This is a genomic window from Rhodoblastus sphagnicola, assembly GCF_002937075.1.
Taxonomy (GTDB): Bacteria; Pseudomonadota; Alphaproteobacteria; order Rhizobiales; family Beijerinckiaceae; genus Rhodoblastus; species Rhodoblastus sphagnicola.
On record NZ_NHSJ01000128.1, the window covers coordinates 1 to 17,426 of the forward strand.

A 17,426-nucleotide genomic window follows, 5' to 3' on the forward strand; every position below is an offset into this window, starting at 1 on the left:
TCCCCCGTCTGCGGCCCCTGAAGCCGAGGCCCCGCCGCCAGCAAAGGCCGCGCCATCCGCCAAGGCCGGCGATCCCGCGCACGCCCAGCGCACGTCGCCGCAGCCGGTGATCTTCCCGCTGGCGTCTCCGCCCGACGATCCCGGTCCAAAGCCCGTCGGCGCGGCGCCCGCGCGGATGTTCTGAAGCTGATTTGCCGACACGTTCGAGCAGGGTCCGGTGAACCGTGGGTCACCGGACCCTTTTTGCGTTAATCCATTGTTAAGGCTTTGGGCAAGATTTTCGCGAACTGTGGCGCCGTTGCGCTAGTGCGCCACGTTCCTTGACGGCATTTTCAGAAAATCCTGCCGAACTGCTCCGGTCGCCGTCAAGGAGTCACTCATGCGTTCGCTCACCTTCGCCCTCGCCCTTCTCGCTTCCGTCGCGCCGTTCGGCGCCGCCCAGGCCAGCACCCATCTGGTCAACTTCCGCGCCGGCTACGACGCGGGAACCGTGGTCATCAGCATGAGCCAGCGCAAGCTCTATTACGTGCTCGACGACGGCCGCGCGATCCAATATCCGGTGGCTGTGGCCAAGCCTGGCAAGGAATGGCTGGGGTCCGCGCGCATCGAGGGCAAGCATTACCATCCCGACTGGACGCCGCCGGCCGTGGTCAAGCACGATCACCCCAACCTGCCGAATCTCATTCCCGGCGGTTCGTCGCGCAATCCGATGGGCGTGGCCGCGCTGACGCTCGACCGCTCGGAGATCGCCATACACGGCACGTCCGCGACCATGCGTGGTTCGATTGGGTCACGCGCGTCCTACGGCTGCATCCGCATGCTCAACGAGGATGTGTCCGATCTCTACGGCCGCGTCAGCGTCGGCACGCCGGTGGAGATGACGCCGTAAGGCAACCGCGCACCTTCATCGAATTGCGAAAAAGAGTCCGATCCGCGCCAGGTCTTCGGCGCGGATCGCGCCAGCCGGGAGATCGCACGAGCGGCAGAGCGTGGCCAGCCAGGAGGGCGAAGCCACCATCTGACGGCGCTGTTTGTCGTTAGAAACATGAAAAAGCTTTAGGAGTTTGTTTTTTCGCATTTTCTTAACGCAAACCGGCATCCGCTTCGCTTGAAAACGCTATCGGGCGGAGCGTTGGCCATCGACACACCCTCGCCGCCAAGGGAGGTTGTTGCAAAACTCATGCGTTTGATGAGTTTTGCGAGAACCTCTTGGCATTGCGGCGCCGCGCATTCGCCTTCGACGTTTGTGAACTCCCACATCGCCAGCGACGTTTGAGGATCCCGCGCGGCAAAACGGCGGCGCTGGGCGCCGCCGTCGCCATGTATTATTCCAACTCAGGCGACCGCTGAATCCGCTTGAGCGACAGCGCCGATCGCTTCGGCGCGCGCGGCGAGCGCGACGCGAATCCCCACCGGCACCTGGCGCCGCGCCTTGGCGCGCGGATAGGGCAGTTCCTTGACCGTCTTGCCTTCGGGATAGAGCGCTTCATACTCGTCCCAGTTGTCGAAGCCCATGCGATCCACGTTGTCCACGAAGGTTTCGGCGGCCGCGCATTCGGCGAGGATCAGCGAATGATCCTCAACTTCGACGTGGTAATAGGTGAACACGGTCGGCACGTTGGTTTCGCGCACGATCGAGGTGTCGTTCACCAGCGCGCCGGCCTGGACCAGTATGCCCTCAACGAGCATGGCGTGGTCGGGCGAGACCAGCAGGTCGCGCGCCGGGACGTTCTCGGCCAGCGCCCCGGCCTTGATGCGGATCGGCAACACGCGGTTCTTGTTGGAGAAGATGGTGGACACGGTCTGGCGGCCGAGCCAGGCGACCGGGACTTCGCGGCCGTCATGGGTAAGCACGAGATCGCCATGCTTCAGGGTTTCGACCGCGACCTCGCCGGTGGGCGTGCGGATCAGCGTGCCGGGGTAGAAGCAGGTGACGTCGATGCTGACGTTTCCAGTCGTGCTGTTGCCCGCCGCGTCGGTCGTGGTGATCTTCAACGTGTCGTCGATGTTGCCAGTCACTGTGTTCGTCGACGTGGTGGTATATTTCAGCGTTTTGAGATAGCCGTTGATCGTCGCCTGCGATCCGGTGAGCGTGAGGGTGTTGGTGCCGTTGCCGCTGACGCCGGTCGTCCCCGTGACATTCAATGTGCCTTGACCGACGTTCAACACGGTCGTCACCGCGCCGCCGGCAGAGTCGGAGATGCTGACGCCGCTGATCGAGATCGCGCCACTATTGACGTTGTACACATCGGTTTGTCCGCCGGGCAAAAACTCGGTCGGCTTGGCCGTGTCCACCGCGAAGGAAAGGTCTGCCGCGCTCTGGGTGGAAGTCCCCGCCGCGTTCGTCGCCTTCGCGTAGTAAGTGTATTTCCCGTCCGCCAAGGCGCCAATCTGGATGCTCCAGTTATTGCTGCCGTCTGCGGTTGTCGTGTTCACGAGCGTCGACACACCATGGGAGTCTTTCGCATAGACTTCGACGGTGTCGCCTGCGTCTGCTGTTCCAGACAGCGTCTGCGAAACCGTGTCATGCGCCGCATTGACATAGTTCACGCCGCCAGACGCTGTGATGGCGCTGTTGGTGATCGTCGGTGCAGTGGGGGCTGTGGCCAACACGTTGAAGCTCAGCGCGTTCGCCGAACTGATGTTGCCCGCCGCGTCCTTCGCCGTCACGCTGTACGAATGGTTCCCATCGGACAGGCCCTGGAGAACGTAGCTCCAGGTAGTGCCGGCAGGACCGCCGTTGGCTACCGCCGTATAGGTGTGCCCATCCGAACTCGTGATCGTGACCGTGCTGCCCGCTTCCGCCGTGCCGGTAAGCGTCTGTTGGCCCGAGGTCACGTAGCCGTTGCTTATGGCGGAATCGGTGACCGTAGGCGCGGAGGGCGCGAACGTGTCCACCGTGAACTTGAGATTGTTGTCGCTGCTCGTGGCGGTGTTGCCCGCGGCATCCGTCGCCGTCGCGCTGTAAGTATAGGTCCCGTTCGCCAGAGCGCCAATCTTGACGCTCCAATGGCCGCTGCCGTCAGCGATTGTCGTGTAGGATGCCGTCGTCGACCCGTTCAGGTAGATATCGACCGTGTTGCCCGCATTCGCTTTTCCGGACAGCGTCTGCGAAGTCGTGTCGTGCGCAGCGTTGACGTAGTTCACGCCGCCAGACGCTATGATGGCGCTGTCGGTGATCGTCGGCGCGGCGGGCGCGACCGTCTCCACCGTGAAGCTCAGCAAGTTCGACGAACTGTTGTTGCCCGCCGCGTCCGTCGCCGTCACGGCGAAGGATTGGTCTCCATCCGTCAGCACGTTGCCGAGGGTGTAGCTCCAAGCGCCGTCGTTCTGTGCCTTTGTCTGATAGGCGTTTCCATCCGCATCCGTGATCGTGACCGTGCTACCCGCTTCCGCCGTGCCGTGCAGAATCTGGGCTTCCGTGGCGGCGGTTCCGGTCAGATAACCACTGACCAAGGAGTCATCGGTGATCGTGGGCGCGCCGGGAGCGGTCTTGTCCACTGTGAAGCTCAGCGCGCCCGCCTCGCTCTCGATGCCATCGGCGTCGGTCGCAGTCGCGGTGTAAGTATAGAACCCGTTATTCAGGGCGCCGATTTTCACGCTCCAGCCGCCGGAACCGTCAGCTTTCGTCCCGTAACTGCTCGTAGTCGTAATGCCGTTCGGATAGACAATGGTGACCTCGACAGCGATAGTGGCGCCTGCGGGCGCGCCCGTTCCGGTCAGCTTCTGCGAGGCCTTGTTATGCACGGCGTTGACGTAGTTGTTGACTACAGCGCTGTCGCTGATTGTTGCCGCCATGGTTAAGCTCCGCAATAGATGTGGGGTCGATGTAAATTACGATGACGCAACGCTAATTAGTTTACGTAAGGTCGTGAAGTGGCGCCCCGCGAGTCGTCAATGAACTGAGATGAAACAGGTCTTTATTGAGACAAATAGCAAAGCCCAAGGCGCCGCATAGCCAAAGGGCGCGGATCGAGGCCGCCCTTCCTCGGCCATTGACGCGCCGAAATTCACTCGCTCCCTGGCCGCCAGTCCATTCGCTCTGCCGCCGACGGCGCGCGGGCCGCGGCGCCAGGATGGCTGGCCCCGCTCGCGCCGAGGCGTTTCAAACACAGGCACAGCGAGTCTCCGCCCGGCGCGGGGCGCTCGGCCGCCGCGATCGGTTCACCCCGGGAAATTCCATTACGGCGCGCCTCGCTCGGCGACACGCCAAAACTCTCCCGGAACAGACGGTTGAAGGCGCTGAGGTTTTTGAAGCCGAGGCCATAGGCGATGGGGCCGATGCGGCCGCCGGCGGCCTCGGACGAAACGATCTCCTGATAGGCGCGCCCCAGGCGGGCGCGGCGGATATAGCAGGCCACGCCGCCGACGGGTTCGAACAGTCGGTACAACGCCGCCCGCGACAGCCCAAAAGTATTCGCCAACCGCGCGGCGTTCAGGGTCGGCGAGTTCAGGTTCTTGTCGATGTAGCGGCGGATGGTGACGAACGAGGCCAACGCCTGGGCGCCGCTGCACGCGCGCTGCTCCAGGACAGGCGCGATGATCTTCGCCATCAGCGCGACGATCCCGTCGGCCACGGCGTCGAACTCTCGCGGCGGCAGTTGGCCCGCCTGGGCCAACAGGGTCAGGCCGGCGCCGACCAGCGCGCCCGCAGGCGAGCTTTTGGCGAGCACAAGCCCGTGCAAAAGGTTTTCATTGGGCGTGGCGGCAAGCATTTGCCCACGCGAAAGCCAGAGGACGAGGGTTTCCGCGCGCGTCTCGCCTTGGGCCAGCGTCACGTCGAGTGTTTGCGCGAGGTCGATGACAATGACGTCTCCGGCGCGCGCCTCGAAGCGCCCTTCGCCAATCCGCCCCTGAATCGTCCCGGACACGACCAGCAGAAGCGCGAATTCATCGAGGGCGCTCATCAAAATCGTGTCGGCGCCGCGCAGCAACCGGATTGACGGCGCCTCGATCCGGCTCAGGACGTAGGTGTTCGTCGCGCGCGCCGAAAAACCGACCGATGCGCCCTCGCCCGTGGGCGCGGCCGCCAAATCGAAGACTCCGGCGAGCATTCCTCGCAGCGCGGTGACAGAACTGACCTGCGAGTCCATCTCAAGCCACATCCAACCTTAAGACGTGGCGAAACAATTCGGCCAATCTGCCGCTTATCTTGATCTCCGTGCAGTTACTGTCGCGCAATATCACAGTGAGAACCGTCGGCGGGGTGATTTGGCGCGAGAAATCCTCCCCCTCTCGAGGGGGCGCCAGATTCACCGTGCGGGGCGCCAGACTAACCGTCCGGGGCGCCAGATTGATCGTGCATTGCGCGACCTCCGCCGTCAAGATTTTTAAGGCCATCTCCGCCAGAACCGCGCACGTTTCAGCCGGCTCCCGCGCGACAAGCGGCGTTGACAGCACAATCGCGAAGCCCTCAGGTTATTGAATAATTTTTCGGCGTCATAACGTAATATGGAACAATTCGACTGACAGCCTTAGAGTTTACAAGCATGGCCTTGCTGATATTAATAAATTTAATTCCAGAATAAATCTTACATCTTCATAATAATCTGCGAAATAAGCGCCGCCGCATGGCGATCTTGTTCGCAGTGAACCCGAACAGGGGTTCGAATGAGACGTGTCGGCATAATCGGCGATTGTGGCGAAATACGGATTTATTGAGGCAGGTATCGACGTGGCTTGGTTGTGGCTGCGCCACCAGCCGACTGAGGTAGCCCCGGAAAGTCGGACAGGGGGGATAAGCTGTTACAGCGCGCGCCAGATGATGCGGCATTTGTTTCGCCTTGGGCACAGGGTCGGGCGTCATCGCATCGCCCGCTTGATGCGAAAAATGGGGCTGACGGCAGCCGCGCTGAGCGGCGCTCCCAGCGAAACGCCGCCGACGAACGCCTTTGAGGATTGCGGGAACGCGCGCCGGGTCGAATGCGCGCCGAGCCTGAAATGAGCGGCTGTCAGATCGCGATGTTTCATGAGAGCAAAACCTTTTGAATCATTCCGCAATCCAGCGTGCAGTCGATGCAAGAGCGAAGGTTCACGCGGCAAGCGCCAAGGCGAAAGCAGACACCGCTCTCATCACGCGACTTCAGAAAGAGCCGGCGATGTTCGGAATGGCCGAGGCCCAATGACCGGATTTGTGGACCATTTTGAGGACCAGCCAACCAAGAACCTACTCAACATATTGATTTTGCGTCATATTCCTAAGATAAGCGGCGCCCAGGCGCGGCATGCACGAATTTAGTTGAATCAATAGCTTAGTTTTGGGTGGGGCAAAAACCTGTTCATAGCATTTCAATAGGTTGCAAAGCGTCCTGCCCCGCCCTCCCTGAGGTCGATGCCGTGTTTGGCAACCCAATCACGGTTTTCAAACAGCGTCTTATAGCCCGCCGAGCCGCACCTCAATGTCGGCTTGCAGCAGGTTTCCGAACGTTCATAGCGCCGATGGCAATGGCAAGGATGCGCCATAAGCGGACGTTCTCAACAAAATCGAATTCGCTCTTTGGTGTTTTTTTGGTATTCCATTTTGTGGTTTTTGATGGCAAATTCGTTGGATGCGACCAGAGCCGAGGCGCGAATGCAGATCCTTATGTCTCGACCAAGGTCCGGGCTGAGGAAGTCGCGCGCGCCCTAGCAATGAATCGAAGCTGCTTTGACGAGAATGGGTCAAGACCATGCAGCTGGCGGAAATTTTTGAACCTGTCGCCGCTCCGGACGCCTGCAGCGCCGCGGCCGGCTCCGACGTCATTGAGCCGCTGCGCTCCGCACATGGAGCCAGGACGGCGGATAGCAGCATGGACAGAGAATAATGCGGCAAGCGCGAAAGTTCGGCGCGGGGTGAGGCGAATTGCGCAACCGCGTCACAGCGGCGCCGAACGGGTGCAACGAACGGGGATCGAACCATGGCGACGAAAACAGGAACCGAAGATCTGGTGAGTTCGATCGAGCTGATTGGAACCGCCGACGGCGCCCCAGCGAAAGGGGGATACAGCCTGCTCTATGGCGGCAATGCCGCCTTGTCGCCGGATGGAACAAAAATCGTATTTTCGACCGGGGTGCGCGATCCCCTTGCCAGCAGTCAGGCGTGGATCAGCCAGATCGTGACCGAAGATCTGGAAACCGGCGCCATAAATGTGCTGACGAAAGGCGATGCCGACAGCAGCCAGGCGAGTTTCTCGCCGGATGGAACGAAAGTGGTTTTCGCCTCCCTGGCGTCCAATCTCGTTCCCGGCGACAGCAATGGCGCTGAAGATGTCTTTGTGCTCGACCTCGCCACGGGTGCGATCACCCGTGTGTCGACCGCTGCCAATGGCGCCCAGGGGGTCTGGATCACAGGCAATCCCAATGGTTCCTACAATCCGGTTTTTTCGCCTGACGGGTCGAAGGTCGCCTTCACCTCCGCCTTCAGCAATCTGGTCCCTGGCGATAATACCGCTACGAATAGCCCCGATTGGGATGTTTTCATCAAGGATTTGAACAGCGGCGCCATCACGCGCATTCCCGGCGCCGCGCAAGACGCGGTTTTTTCTCCAGACGGGACGAAACTTCTGTTTTCTTCGTGGCGATCGGATCTGGTGGCCGGCGACACCAATAATGAACTGGATTTGTTTCTGAAGGATCTGGCCACAGGGGCGATCACCCGCGTCTCCACGGATTCAAATGGCAAGCAGGTCAGCGGCGGCCGCTATCAAGGTGATAACGGAAGCTATTTGGCGAGCTTTTCCCCCGATGGCCGTAAAATTGTGTTTCTCTCGACCGCCAGCAATCTCGTCGCCGGAGACACCAATGGGACCACGGATGTCTTCGTCAAGGATCTGACCACAGGGGTGGTCACGCGCATTTCCACGGCTTCGGACGGTTCGCAGGGAACCGACAATACCGGCAATGACATTTACGGGTCTTTCGTCGACTGGTCCCGTCCGGTGTTTTCGCCGGATGGCTCCATGGTGGCCTTCTCCTCCGATCTGGACAATCTGGTTCCCGGCGACGCCAACAAGAAGGCGGATTATTTCGTCAAGGATCTGGCCACCGGCCAACTCATCCGTGTGGACACGGACGCCGCCGGCAATCTGGGCTCGGGGCCCGCCGACTTGCGTCTGGGGACGCAAAACATTGCTTTCACCCCGGATGGCTCCGCCGTCGTGTTCACCACCAATCAGGATCTCCTGAATGTCGGCAACGTCGCCGCAAGCGCCGACTCCCTGATCTATCTGAAGCATCTGATTCGCGCCCCCTTGTCCGCAAAGGACAGCTATGCCGTCAGCTACAGCAAGCCGCTGACCATCGACGCCGCTCACGGCGTCCTGGCCAATGATTCCGGGCGCAACAAGCAACCCCTTGTGGCGAATTTGGCGAGCGGCGCCGCCCATGGCGCGGTGACGCTGGCCAAGGACGGCTCGTTCACCTACCGGCCCAGCGGCGATTTTGTCGGCCAGGACAGCTTCACCTATATCGCCTCCGACAGTCTGACCGCTGGCGCCGAAACCACGGTCACGATCAAGGTCATCGGCAATATCACCCGCGTCGACACCAATGCGAGCGACGCGCAGGCCTATTCCGGCGCCGATTATGAGGTGGTCGCCTTCTCGCCGGATGGCGGCAAAATCGCCTTTATCTCGCGCAGCGGCGATCTGGTCGGCGGCGGAACCGAGATGTACGCCCAGGTTTTCGTCAAGGACCTCAGGACCGGCGCGATTTCCGAGATTTCCAAAGCCAATGGCGCCGCCCAATTCCAGGGCATACTGAGCCCGAAGTTCTCGCCCGATGGCGCCAAACTCGCCTATGTCGGCTATACCGCGAGCGGCGGCCAGATCGTGGTGACGGATATCGCCACCAAAATTTCGACCATTGTCTCCGTCAATGGCGGCGCGCAGAGCAATCGCGCGACCAACTCGCCCGTGTTTTCGCCCGACGGGACCCGGATCGCCTTCGCGTCCGACGCCACCAACCTCGTGGCGGGGGACGCCAACAACACCGCCGATATTTTCGTGGTGGACCTCGCCAGCGGCGCGATCATCTCCGTCTCCACCACGGCGCAGGGCGGGCAAAGCAATGATTATAGCGCGCTTCCGGTGTTCTCGCCCGATGGGACCAGGATCGCCTTTACCTCCATGGCCAGCAATCTGGTCGCCGGCGACACCAATGCGACCCCCGACATTTTCATCAAGGATCTCGTCACCGGCGCGGTGACGCGGGTCTCGACGGATTCCAATGGCGGCGAGATCAAGGGCTATTTCGATCAGCCGGTGTTTTCCCCGGACGGAACGAAAATCGCCTTCACCAGCACGGCGCGAAGTCTGCTTGGCGGCGCGGGCTCCATCGGCCTGTTCATCAAGGATTTGACGACGGGGGCGCTCACCAGGGTCGATACGGCCGCGGACGGGACGCCGGCGGTGGACACTGGCGCGAGCGCGCTGTTTCCCGTGTTTTCTCCCGACGGCAGCCAGATCGCCTTCAGTTCGCAGGCGTCCAATCTTGTTCCCGGCGACAACGCCAGCAATGGCCATGTCTTCGTCAAAAACCTCATCACCGGGGCGATCCGCGACATTTCCACGGATAGTTTTGGCGCTCTGGCCAACGGCTGGGCGACGCAGCCCGTGTTTTCACCGGATGGCCTGTCCGTCGCTTTCTTTTCCTACGCCAGCAATCTCGCGCCCGGCGACACCAACAATACCGGCGACGTCTTCATCAAGGATTTGACCGTTTTTCCCTTGGGAAGCGCCGACAATGCGCCGCCGGTCGCGACCAATGACGCCTATTCGGTCGGCGAAAACCAAAGTCTGAAGCTCGCAGCCTCCGGCGTTCTGGGCAATGATTCGGATCCCAACGGAACGGCCTTGACCGCCGTCCTGGATCACGGACCCAAGCATGGCGCGCTCGCCCTCAACGCCGATGGCGGGTTCAGCTACCAGCCCAATGCCGGCTATGCGGGAACCGACAGCTTCACCTATTGGGCGAGCGACGGCGTCAACACGAGCGGGCTGGCCAAGGTGACGCTGACGGTCACCCCGGCGGACACATGGAAGGGCGCGCCCGGCGGGGCGTGGTCCGACCCCGCAAACTGGAGCAGCGGCAAGGTCCCTGGTCCGACCGACGACGCGCTGATCGACGGGGCCTCGGTGACGATCACTACGGATGTGGGCGCGCTCCGCTCGCTGACAGTGACCAATACTGCGACGCTGACCGTGAACGGCGGCGCGCTGTCCGTGAGCGGCGACGTCGCCAACAGCGGCGTGATCGATGTCGAAGGCGGAACGCTCGGCATCGGCGGCAAGGTGTCGGGAGAAGGCTCCATCACGGTGCACGGCGACGCGCATGTCACCCTCGGCGCGTTTTCCGGATCGACGAGCGTCTCGCTCCTCAGCGGGACGCTGATCCTGTCCGATCCCGGCGCCGCCGCCGGGATCATCACGGGCTTCGACAGCCAGGACGTGATCGACGTCCTCGGTTTTGCCTTTACCGCCGACGCCAGGGTCACGCTTCTGCCGAACAATGTGCTGGAAATTCAAAACGGCGCGCCCCTGGCTGCCGCGCAACGGCTCGCCTTGGCCGCTGTCCAGCAAGCGCAGACCTTCGATCTGCAACTCGACCCGGGCGCCGATTTCAGCGGGCAATATTTCCATCTCGCCTCGGATGGCCAGACGGGCGTCGATATCACCGTCGATGCGCTTCCCTGCTATTGCGCGGGAACGCTGATCCTGACCGCCACGGGCGAGCGTCCGGTTGAAACGCTGGAGATCGGCGACCTCGTCGTCACCGCCTCGGGCGCGCGGCGGCCGGTCAAATGGCTCGGCCATCGCCGGCTCGACGTGTCGAAACATCCGGCGCCGCAGGATGTGTGGCCGGTGCGGATCGCCGCCGGCGCCTTCGAGGACAAGCTGCCGCGCCGCGATCTCTGGGTCAGTCCCGGCCATAATATCGCCTGGGACGGCGCCCTCATGCCGGCGATTGCGCTGGCGAACGGCCATTCCGTCGCGCAGGTCGCGGTCGGGCGCGTCGAATATTGGCATGTCGAGCTGGATGCGCATGACATCCTGCTGGCCGAAGGCCTGCCCGCCGAATCCTACCTCGATTGCGGCAACCGCGTGGCTTTCGCCAATGGCGGGGTCCAGGTCGAAGCCCATCCCGATTTCAAGCCGAAACATTGGGCGGACACCTGCCTGCCGCTGTTGAAGCACGGCCCGCAGGTCGCGGCGGCCAAGGCGCGGCTGATCGCGCGCCTGAAGCAACAGGGTTTCGCGCTCACGCCCGATACGCAGGCGCACATCCTGGCGGACGGACGCAAGATCGAGCCGGTCTGGCTTTCGCCAAGCCGGATGTTCTTTGTCGTCCCCGAAGGCGCGAAAGACATCGCGCTGATGTCAAAAACCTTCACGCCCGCTCATGCGACGCCGGACAGCTACGACACGCGCGAACTCGGACTATGCGTCGAACGTTTGCAGATTGATGGCGCGGATGTCGCGCTCGAACGCGACGACGCGCTCGGCGCCGGCTGGCGCGAGGCGGAATGCGACGACGGCGCCTTTGCGCGGCGCTGGACCGATGGCAGGGCGCGCCTGCCCGCAAGCGGGCGCCTTTTCATGATCGATCTCGGCGGAGAGGGCCGGTACTGGCGCGAGCCAACGGACAATGTGGTGGCGCTGTTTGGATAGAGACGTTGCCGCGAAGGCGGAAGGCGTTTTGTCAAAGGTCGCTTCGCGTCAACACGGGACGGTCACTCCCCTGTTCGGGAAGGTCTCTTCAGCGCCGGTTCCGGAACATCAGCTCCGTTGACCGGCAATGACCGCACCTGCCGCCAGAGCAGGCCTTGCTGATGGCCCCCTTGGAAATCGGCTTTCCGCGCTGAAATCAGCCCCATTTTCGAACGTTTACCAGAGCGCATATTCCCGAAAAATGTGCGCGGTTTTCGGAAAAGAATATACGCAAAACCAAAGATTTAGAGCAAGTTCGGTGAACGGGAGATCACCGAACTTGCTCTAGGAATCCAATTGCGTTTTCAAAAACGCCCGCGGCAGTCTCCTCATGACCCATTGCAGTTGTCGCGGATCCTTTTCCGCCTCGCCGATAAGCGGATTTGAGCCGGTTTATTTTGTAAAGGCGAGAACATCCTCCGGAGAGGCCGGATTTTGCGGATGGTAGCTGAGACAGAGCGGCGCGCGGATCTTGATTGGCGCGCTCATGCCCTCGGTCGAGTAATAAAAAAGTCCGGCGGAAAGCCGCCCCAGATCGCTCGCCGCTTTTCCGCGCGCCGCCATCATCTCCTGCGTGGCGTCGATCAAGGCGGGCGAACTCATGCGGCCATAGAAGTGTGTTGTGCAGTTCGAAACGATCTTTGTTTCGATGCCTTTTGGCGCCTGCGTCGCGAATATCATCCCGAGGCCGAATTTTCGAGCCTGTGCCGCAAGCGCCATGGCGCTCGCCTTGCTCGCCGTCATGCCTTGAGACGGCGCGAAGTTCTGAGCTTCGTCGAGCGCATAGAGGCGCGGCGTCTCGCTTGGATTTTTTCGGATGAATGTAAAAAGCGCCATCTGCAGCTGGTTGACGAAGTCCTGCCGACTTTCCTCGGCGTGGAGGCCGGAAAAATTGATGACAGACACGCGCGTGGCGCCCGGTCGGCTCGCGGTGAACAGCACGGCTGGATCGAGCGGTTGGCCCTTGGCGTTCAGCAGCGGATTGACGGCGATTTTGGCGCGGAGTTGATCGGCCATGTCTGCGGCCAGCGCTTCGGCCTTGCGTTGCTGGCTGACGTCGGAAGGAAGATCAGCCAGAAATGTGATGAAGGCTTCGACGCCGCCGCCGCGCCCGCGCGCGAAAGCGTCGAGCGACTCCTTGAGCACACCCTCTTTCCGAACTTTCGCGGCTCCGGTCGCGCCGACGAGAGGCGCAAGAGTCGCCCAGGCCATGTCCACCGCCTGGTCGCGCTCCGCGCCATCGGCGAGGGCGGAGAAATCAGGCAGCACGGCGAGCGTCAGGGCGCGGCCTCCCGCCAGGCCCGGCGTCCAGACGACGACCTCGACGCGGCTGTGATAACGCGCGGCCTTCTGAGCGTCTTCCTCGCTGAAAGCGGCGGGACGTTTCGGCCAGGGTTGGCCCAGCCGCGCGAGGTCGTTGTTGGTGTCGAGAACGATCGCCGGCACGCCGAGCAGAGCCGCTTCTTCGAGAATTCGGCGCAGCAGCACAGTCTTGCCAGAGCCGGTTCCCGCGAAGATTGCAATGTGGCGCGTCAAGAGTCGCGCGGGAAGTTCTGTCAGCCGCCCTTCGCCGCCGCCCTCCAGACGCGGACCGAGCGGAATGGCGCCGAATCCGTCCGAGGGGCCGCCCGTCGGCGGCGCAACGGGCGGCGGCCCAACTGGCGGTTCAGCGGCAACCCCGGTTTTCGGGACGGGCGCATCCGACGTTCGACCGGGTGGCGTCGTTAGCGAGAGCGGCGGCGGACTGAGGCCGACGGCCTTGAAAAACGCCGTGTCGCACAGCGGTTTCCGCTCGCGCAGCCAGGCGTCGAAGCCTTCGATCTTCGCCGCCTTCATCTCCCGAAGCGCGACGAAGCTGCGCAGATCGTCGTCGCCGAGGGCGACGATGCGGCCGCCGGCATCCTGGAGTTTTTGGTTCAGCTCCCCCGTCACCCTGCCGCCTGGCATCGGCGTGTTGCGGATGATGAAGAGATGGCGGAAAGACAATTTTTTGTCGATGCCGGAATCGGTCATGGCGGCGCGCAGGCGCGGCTGAACGGCCAGCGCGGCGGGATGGCCGATGACGCGGAAGCAGTAATGCTTCTCCAACTCGTTTTGATCGTGGAATGTGAAGGTCAAGCGCGCATGCAGCGCCGGCTTTCTGTCATTCGCAAGCGCGGCGATGCCGACATCGGCGGAGTCCGGCAGCGCGAGACTCCCGGCGTAAATCTCGAGCGTTTCGCCAAGACAGCGTCCAAGAGGGGCTCCGTCGTCGGCGTCGGCGGTGAGATCGGAGAGGACGGCGCGTTGGCGATACTCCTCGTAGAGTCGTGAGAGATCATCCGGCGGCTTGACCGGCGTCGGGGGGTGCTCATCCACCAACGTCGCGCATTCCGGCACGTGGTCGGCGTCGAGGAATTTTTTCCGATAGGCCTCGCAGCGCATCAGGGTTCCGCGCGGGAACGAGCCGCTGATTCCGGCGATGGCGCTTTGGCTGAAGGGCCAACTGGCGTAGGGGGGCAGCACGTCACGCCGGGCGAATTCTGGCGCGAGGCGACGACTGATCAGATCCGTGATCGCGCTCTCGTTCCAGGGCGCCGAATCGAGGCGCGGCCCCGGGGTAAACCTTGCCGTCGCCGACGCCAGCGCGCGTCCCGACAGGATGGCCCAGGTTTCCTTAAGGCAGGCCAGAACCGTCATGGCGCGCGGCGTCTGATCGTGAAGATCCATCAGTCCGTTGGCGAGAATATGGATGATGACGCGAGCCCGCACCTCGTTCTCGCCGCCATCGCTTTCGGCGGAGTTCTCGGCAAGCATGTTTGCAGCCGTCACGATGGAATCGATCTGGTCGATGGCGATCATGACCGGACCGCTGAGGCTCATCAGCCAGCAAATGCCTCTGACGACCTGATCCGGAGACGGTGTGGGGCCGGTCAGGCCCAGTTTCTTGCGATCGTCAGGGTCGAGGTCGAGACCTTGCAGCCAACTGTAGGCGTATTCCGCCAAATCTGGATCATTCTGCAGCAGCAGCGCGCGGATCACGTCGCTGTGCTGCATCGCCTCGGCGGGAAACGTGCGTTGAAGGGCGCGCACAAAGGCGTTGACCGTTCGGATTGCGCCGCTCCCCTCCAGGCCCCGCATGACCTCTTTCTTCGTCGCTTCCGGGAGCTGCTTCAGCGCCGCCAAAAAGACAGCCGTGAACTGCGATTGCCCGTCGGGCATCGTCTGCCGCAATGAGCGCACGAATCCAAAAGCGGCGGTTCGCCAAAAGTCCGTGACTCCGACAACGTCTATGAAGACAAACCAGGCCGCCTCATGCCACACGCGCCGCCGCAACGTCCCGATGAGATGCGTCTTTCCCGAACCCGCGGGCCCGTTGATCACTTGTCCGATGACTTTTTGGATGTTTGGCCGGCGCAGCGCGCCGAATTCGCGCATTATGCGATCGACGATCTGACCGCGCGGACCATCGACATCCGAGGACTGATCCTCCCAGATGCTTTGCAAAGTGCTGACCCAGTTGAAGTCCGCTTCAAGAAAAGCTTCTTCCATGGGGGTCATTGATCGATCCACAACAGATGAAATACATGGATGCCGCTCTTCAGCGCGGCGTCGCCTTCGGCCTCGATGTCGCGGGGATTATCGAGATTCGTCAAAATCGCGGCGCGCTTCTCCCGCATGGCGATCAGCGCCGCGTCGAGGTCCTTCCGGTCGATGTGCTTAAGTCTGGCGCGCAGGGCGCTGAGGCGCACATCGTCCTGGGCCGGGCGCCCGGCGATGGCGAAAAAAGCCTCGCGGATCTGCTGTTCGATGGCGCCGCCGGACGGTTCGCCTGCAGGCGCGACCGGGACCGGTTCGGATTTGGCCGGCGCGAAAATGTCATGCAGCGTGTAGCTGTTCCTTCGCGCAAAGCCGCCGAGGCTGGCCAGAACGAATTGCAACATGCGCCGATCGGCGGATATGCGTGGTTCTCCTTCCAGGAACAGGCGGGGCTCGATTTCGCCCAGATCGCGCCAGCCGCGATCCGTCAATTCGATGAAATTCGCGCGCTTCTGTTTGGAGGTGCCGACATAGCCGAGCTTTTCGAGGGCGCGCCGGTCCTTCGCGTCGACGAAGGCCGCGATATCCTTTTGCAAGGCGCCGCCGCCGCGCGTCAGGAGAACCCACAGCAGGAGCTGTTGCTTCGCCGTCAAATGCGTTTCGTTCATGGCAAAACTCCTTGGGCGCCGCCGCGCAGCCTGACCACATCGCGTATTTTTTCTAGCGCGCGGCCCGCGTCTTCCAGGACCTCGCTATTGGTGATTCGCAAAACGAGATAGCCTGCGCGGAGAAGTTCGTAATCCCGGTGACGGTCGGCGCGATATTTTTCGCGCCAGTGCTCGTCGCCGTCGAACTCCACGACAATGCGGCCTCTGCTCCAAAGAAGATCGACCTGAGTTTTCGGCCCGGAGATCTCCGGCACGAACTGGTTGTAATCGAACACGGCGCGCAATTCCGCGTCCGCCTGAAGAAGCCTTGCGATCCGTTGCTCGACGGCGCTGAGCGGGTGCGGTCTGCCGACGACTTCGGGTTTGGCCAGCATCCGGGGGGCCTCGAGGCGCGAGCGCGCGCCGGGGTCTGGCGGCGCGGGGTCGGCCGGTTTCGCAAAGGCGCGCGCGCCGAACAGAATCCGCTCGTAGGGCGGCGCGGCCGGCGGGAGGTCGCGCGTCAGGACAATCACCGCGACCTCGGCTGTCGCCGCCATCCATTCGATGGCCCGGATAAAGGCTTCCGGCGTCGCTGTGACATCAAGCGATGTGACAAGCGCCAGCCCGGCTGGAGAAATGGCGTAGCAAAGCTGCGCGAATTCAACTTCCGGACTTACGTTCCGGACGCGCGGCAAGCGGCCCTCAAGGAGTTCCGAGACCGCGGCGCGAGCCCAAAGTGGCGAAAGCCGGGGCGCCTTGCGGTTCAGCGCATGCAGTCTGATCGGGAGGTAAAGGGCGCCGAGGGCGTCAGGGCGCAGCTCCGAAAAATCTTCGCCGTCCCATAGGAACGGCCAAAGTTGGCTGACAGTGTGCGCCAAGCCGGTGATCGCTCGTTCGATGAGGGCTTCGACGGAGCCGCCGCCGGCGAGGTCGAAGGAGAGCATTGGCCGCTTTATTCCGCCGCCCGTGTCTCGGTTTCGCAGCTGATCTGCATCGAGCCCGGCCAAAAGACGAATTTCGCCGCCACGAACGCTCTCGATACAATCCAATGGGTCCAGATGATCCAGAAACAATTTTTCTGAAAGGGACCACATGATTGAACCTGCGTCGGACTGCGAAGCTCTTTCAACCGAGAGTCTCGGATGCAAGCTTCAGCGAAGCCGAACTTCTTTCCGTTGGCGGCCTTTTGCAATAGGGAATCGAAACGGAACGCATGAATTTTACGTCGTCGATTCGCTCGCTGGGCAGAAGGTCCGGCGGGCGTTGGCCCGAAGGTTGCGAGGCGGAATGTTTGATCATCGGTGAGGCCGAAGCCGAACATCAGCCTGCCGCCGAATTTCCGATTCTTACGCCGAGCAGGCCTTGCCGATAGCATCCTCGGAGGTCGCCTTTCCGCGCCGAAATCAGCCCTGCGTTTCGAACGTTGACTAAGCTGCGCACACACGCCAGCACCCAACTTCAACGTTGCTGCAATCGCAGACGCGACAAGTTCCACGGAACACATATTTCCTGTGAAAGCAGAGCGATCGCCTGGGGTGAGGCAAAATCGTCGTGAATAGCATTTGAAATCAAATGA

At 62.2% G+C, this 17,426-nt stretch carries 9 protein-coding genes and 1 pseudogene; 4 read left to right on the plus strand and 6 right to left on the minus strand.

The window, feature by feature from the left end; genetic code table 11:
* Together CCR94_RS25745 and CCR94_RS20855 are read left to right on the plus strand one after the other, a co-directional pair.
* Positions 1-184: pseudogene (locus tag CCR94_RS25745) on the plus strand (GyrI-like domain-containing protein); the annotation flags it as partial.
* A 195-nt stretch (positions 185-379) separates the two neighbouring features.
* The gene (locus CCR94_RS20855; protein ID WP_104509883.1) at positions 380-889 is read left to right on the plus strand and encodes a L,D-transpeptidase; all 510 of its coding nucleotides are present in this window, start codon (positions 380-382) and stop codon (positions 887-889) included.
* Positions 890-1,335: 446 nt separating this feature from the next.
* Here the strand turns inward: CCR94_RS20855 and CCR94_RS20860 are convergent, their stop codons facing one another.
* Both CCR94_RS20860 and CCR94_RS20865 read right to left on the minus strand, forming a co-directional pair.
* On the minus strand, positions 1,336-3,798 hold the full coding sequence (locus tag CCR94_RS20860) for an Ig-like domain-containing protein (RefSeq protein WP_104509885.1): 2,463 nt from the start codon (positions 3,796-3,798) through the stop codon (positions 1,336-1,338).
* Positions 3,799-4,010: 212 nt separating this feature from the next.
* Positions 4,011-5,093: a helix-turn-helix domain-containing protein gene (locus tag CCR94_RS20865; RefSeq protein ID WP_158254856.1), complete on the minus strand. Its 1,083-nt coding sequence runs from the start codon at positions 5,091-5,093 to the stop codon at positions 4,011-4,013.
* Positions 5,094-5,764: 671 nt separating this feature from the next.
* On the opposite strand from CCR94_RS20865, the gene CCR94_RS26715 reads away from it, so the two are divergent.
* Positions 5,765-5,944, plus strand: coding sequence for a hypothetical protein (locus tag CCR94_RS26715; protein ID WP_425332351.1), 180 nt, complete (start codon positions 5,765-5,767; stop codon positions 5,942-5,944).
* Positions 5,945-6,896: 952 nt separating this feature from the next.
* Positions 6,897-11,645: a Hint domain-containing protein gene (locus tag CCR94_RS20880; RefSeq protein WP_104509896.1), complete on the plus strand. Its 4,749-nt coding sequence runs from the start codon at positions 6,897-6,899 to the stop codon at positions 11,643-11,645.
* Positions 11,646-12,077: 432 nt separating this feature from the next.
* On the opposite strand, the gene CCR94_RS20885 is transcribed toward CCR94_RS20880, so the two are convergent.
* From CCR94_RS20885 to CCR94_RS25285, 4 genes are read right to left on the minus strand one after another with little or no spacing between them, the layout of a single operon-like run.
* The gene (locus CCR94_RS20885; RefSeq protein ID WP_104509899.1) at positions 12,078-15,224 is read right to left on the minus strand and encodes a helicase HerA domain-containing protein; all 3,147 of its coding nucleotides are present in this window, start codon (positions 15,222-15,224) and stop codon (positions 12,078-12,080) included.
* Positions 15,221-15,871 (minus strand): hypothetical protein, encoded by a 651-nt coding sequence (locus CCR94_RS20890; protein ID WP_104509902.1) that lies wholly within the window; start codon positions 15,869-15,871, stop codon positions 15,221-15,223. The genes CCR94_RS20885 and CCR94_RS20890 overlap by 4 nt, the downstream gene beginning before the upstream one ends.
* Entirely contained in the window at positions 15,868-16,794 is a 927-nt protein-coding gene (locus tag CCR94_RS20895; protein WP_158254857.1) for an endonuclease domain-containing protein, read from the minus strand. Before CCR94_RS20895 ends, CCR94_RS20890 begins: the two co-directional genes overlap by 4 nt.
* An 8-nt stretch (positions 16,795-16,802) precedes the next feature.
* Positions 16,803-17,171, minus strand: coding sequence for a hypothetical protein (locus CCR94_RS25285; protein WP_158254858.1), 369 nt, complete (start codon positions 17,169-17,171; stop codon positions 16,803-16,805).
* Positions 17,172-17,426 lie beyond the last annotated feature (255 nt).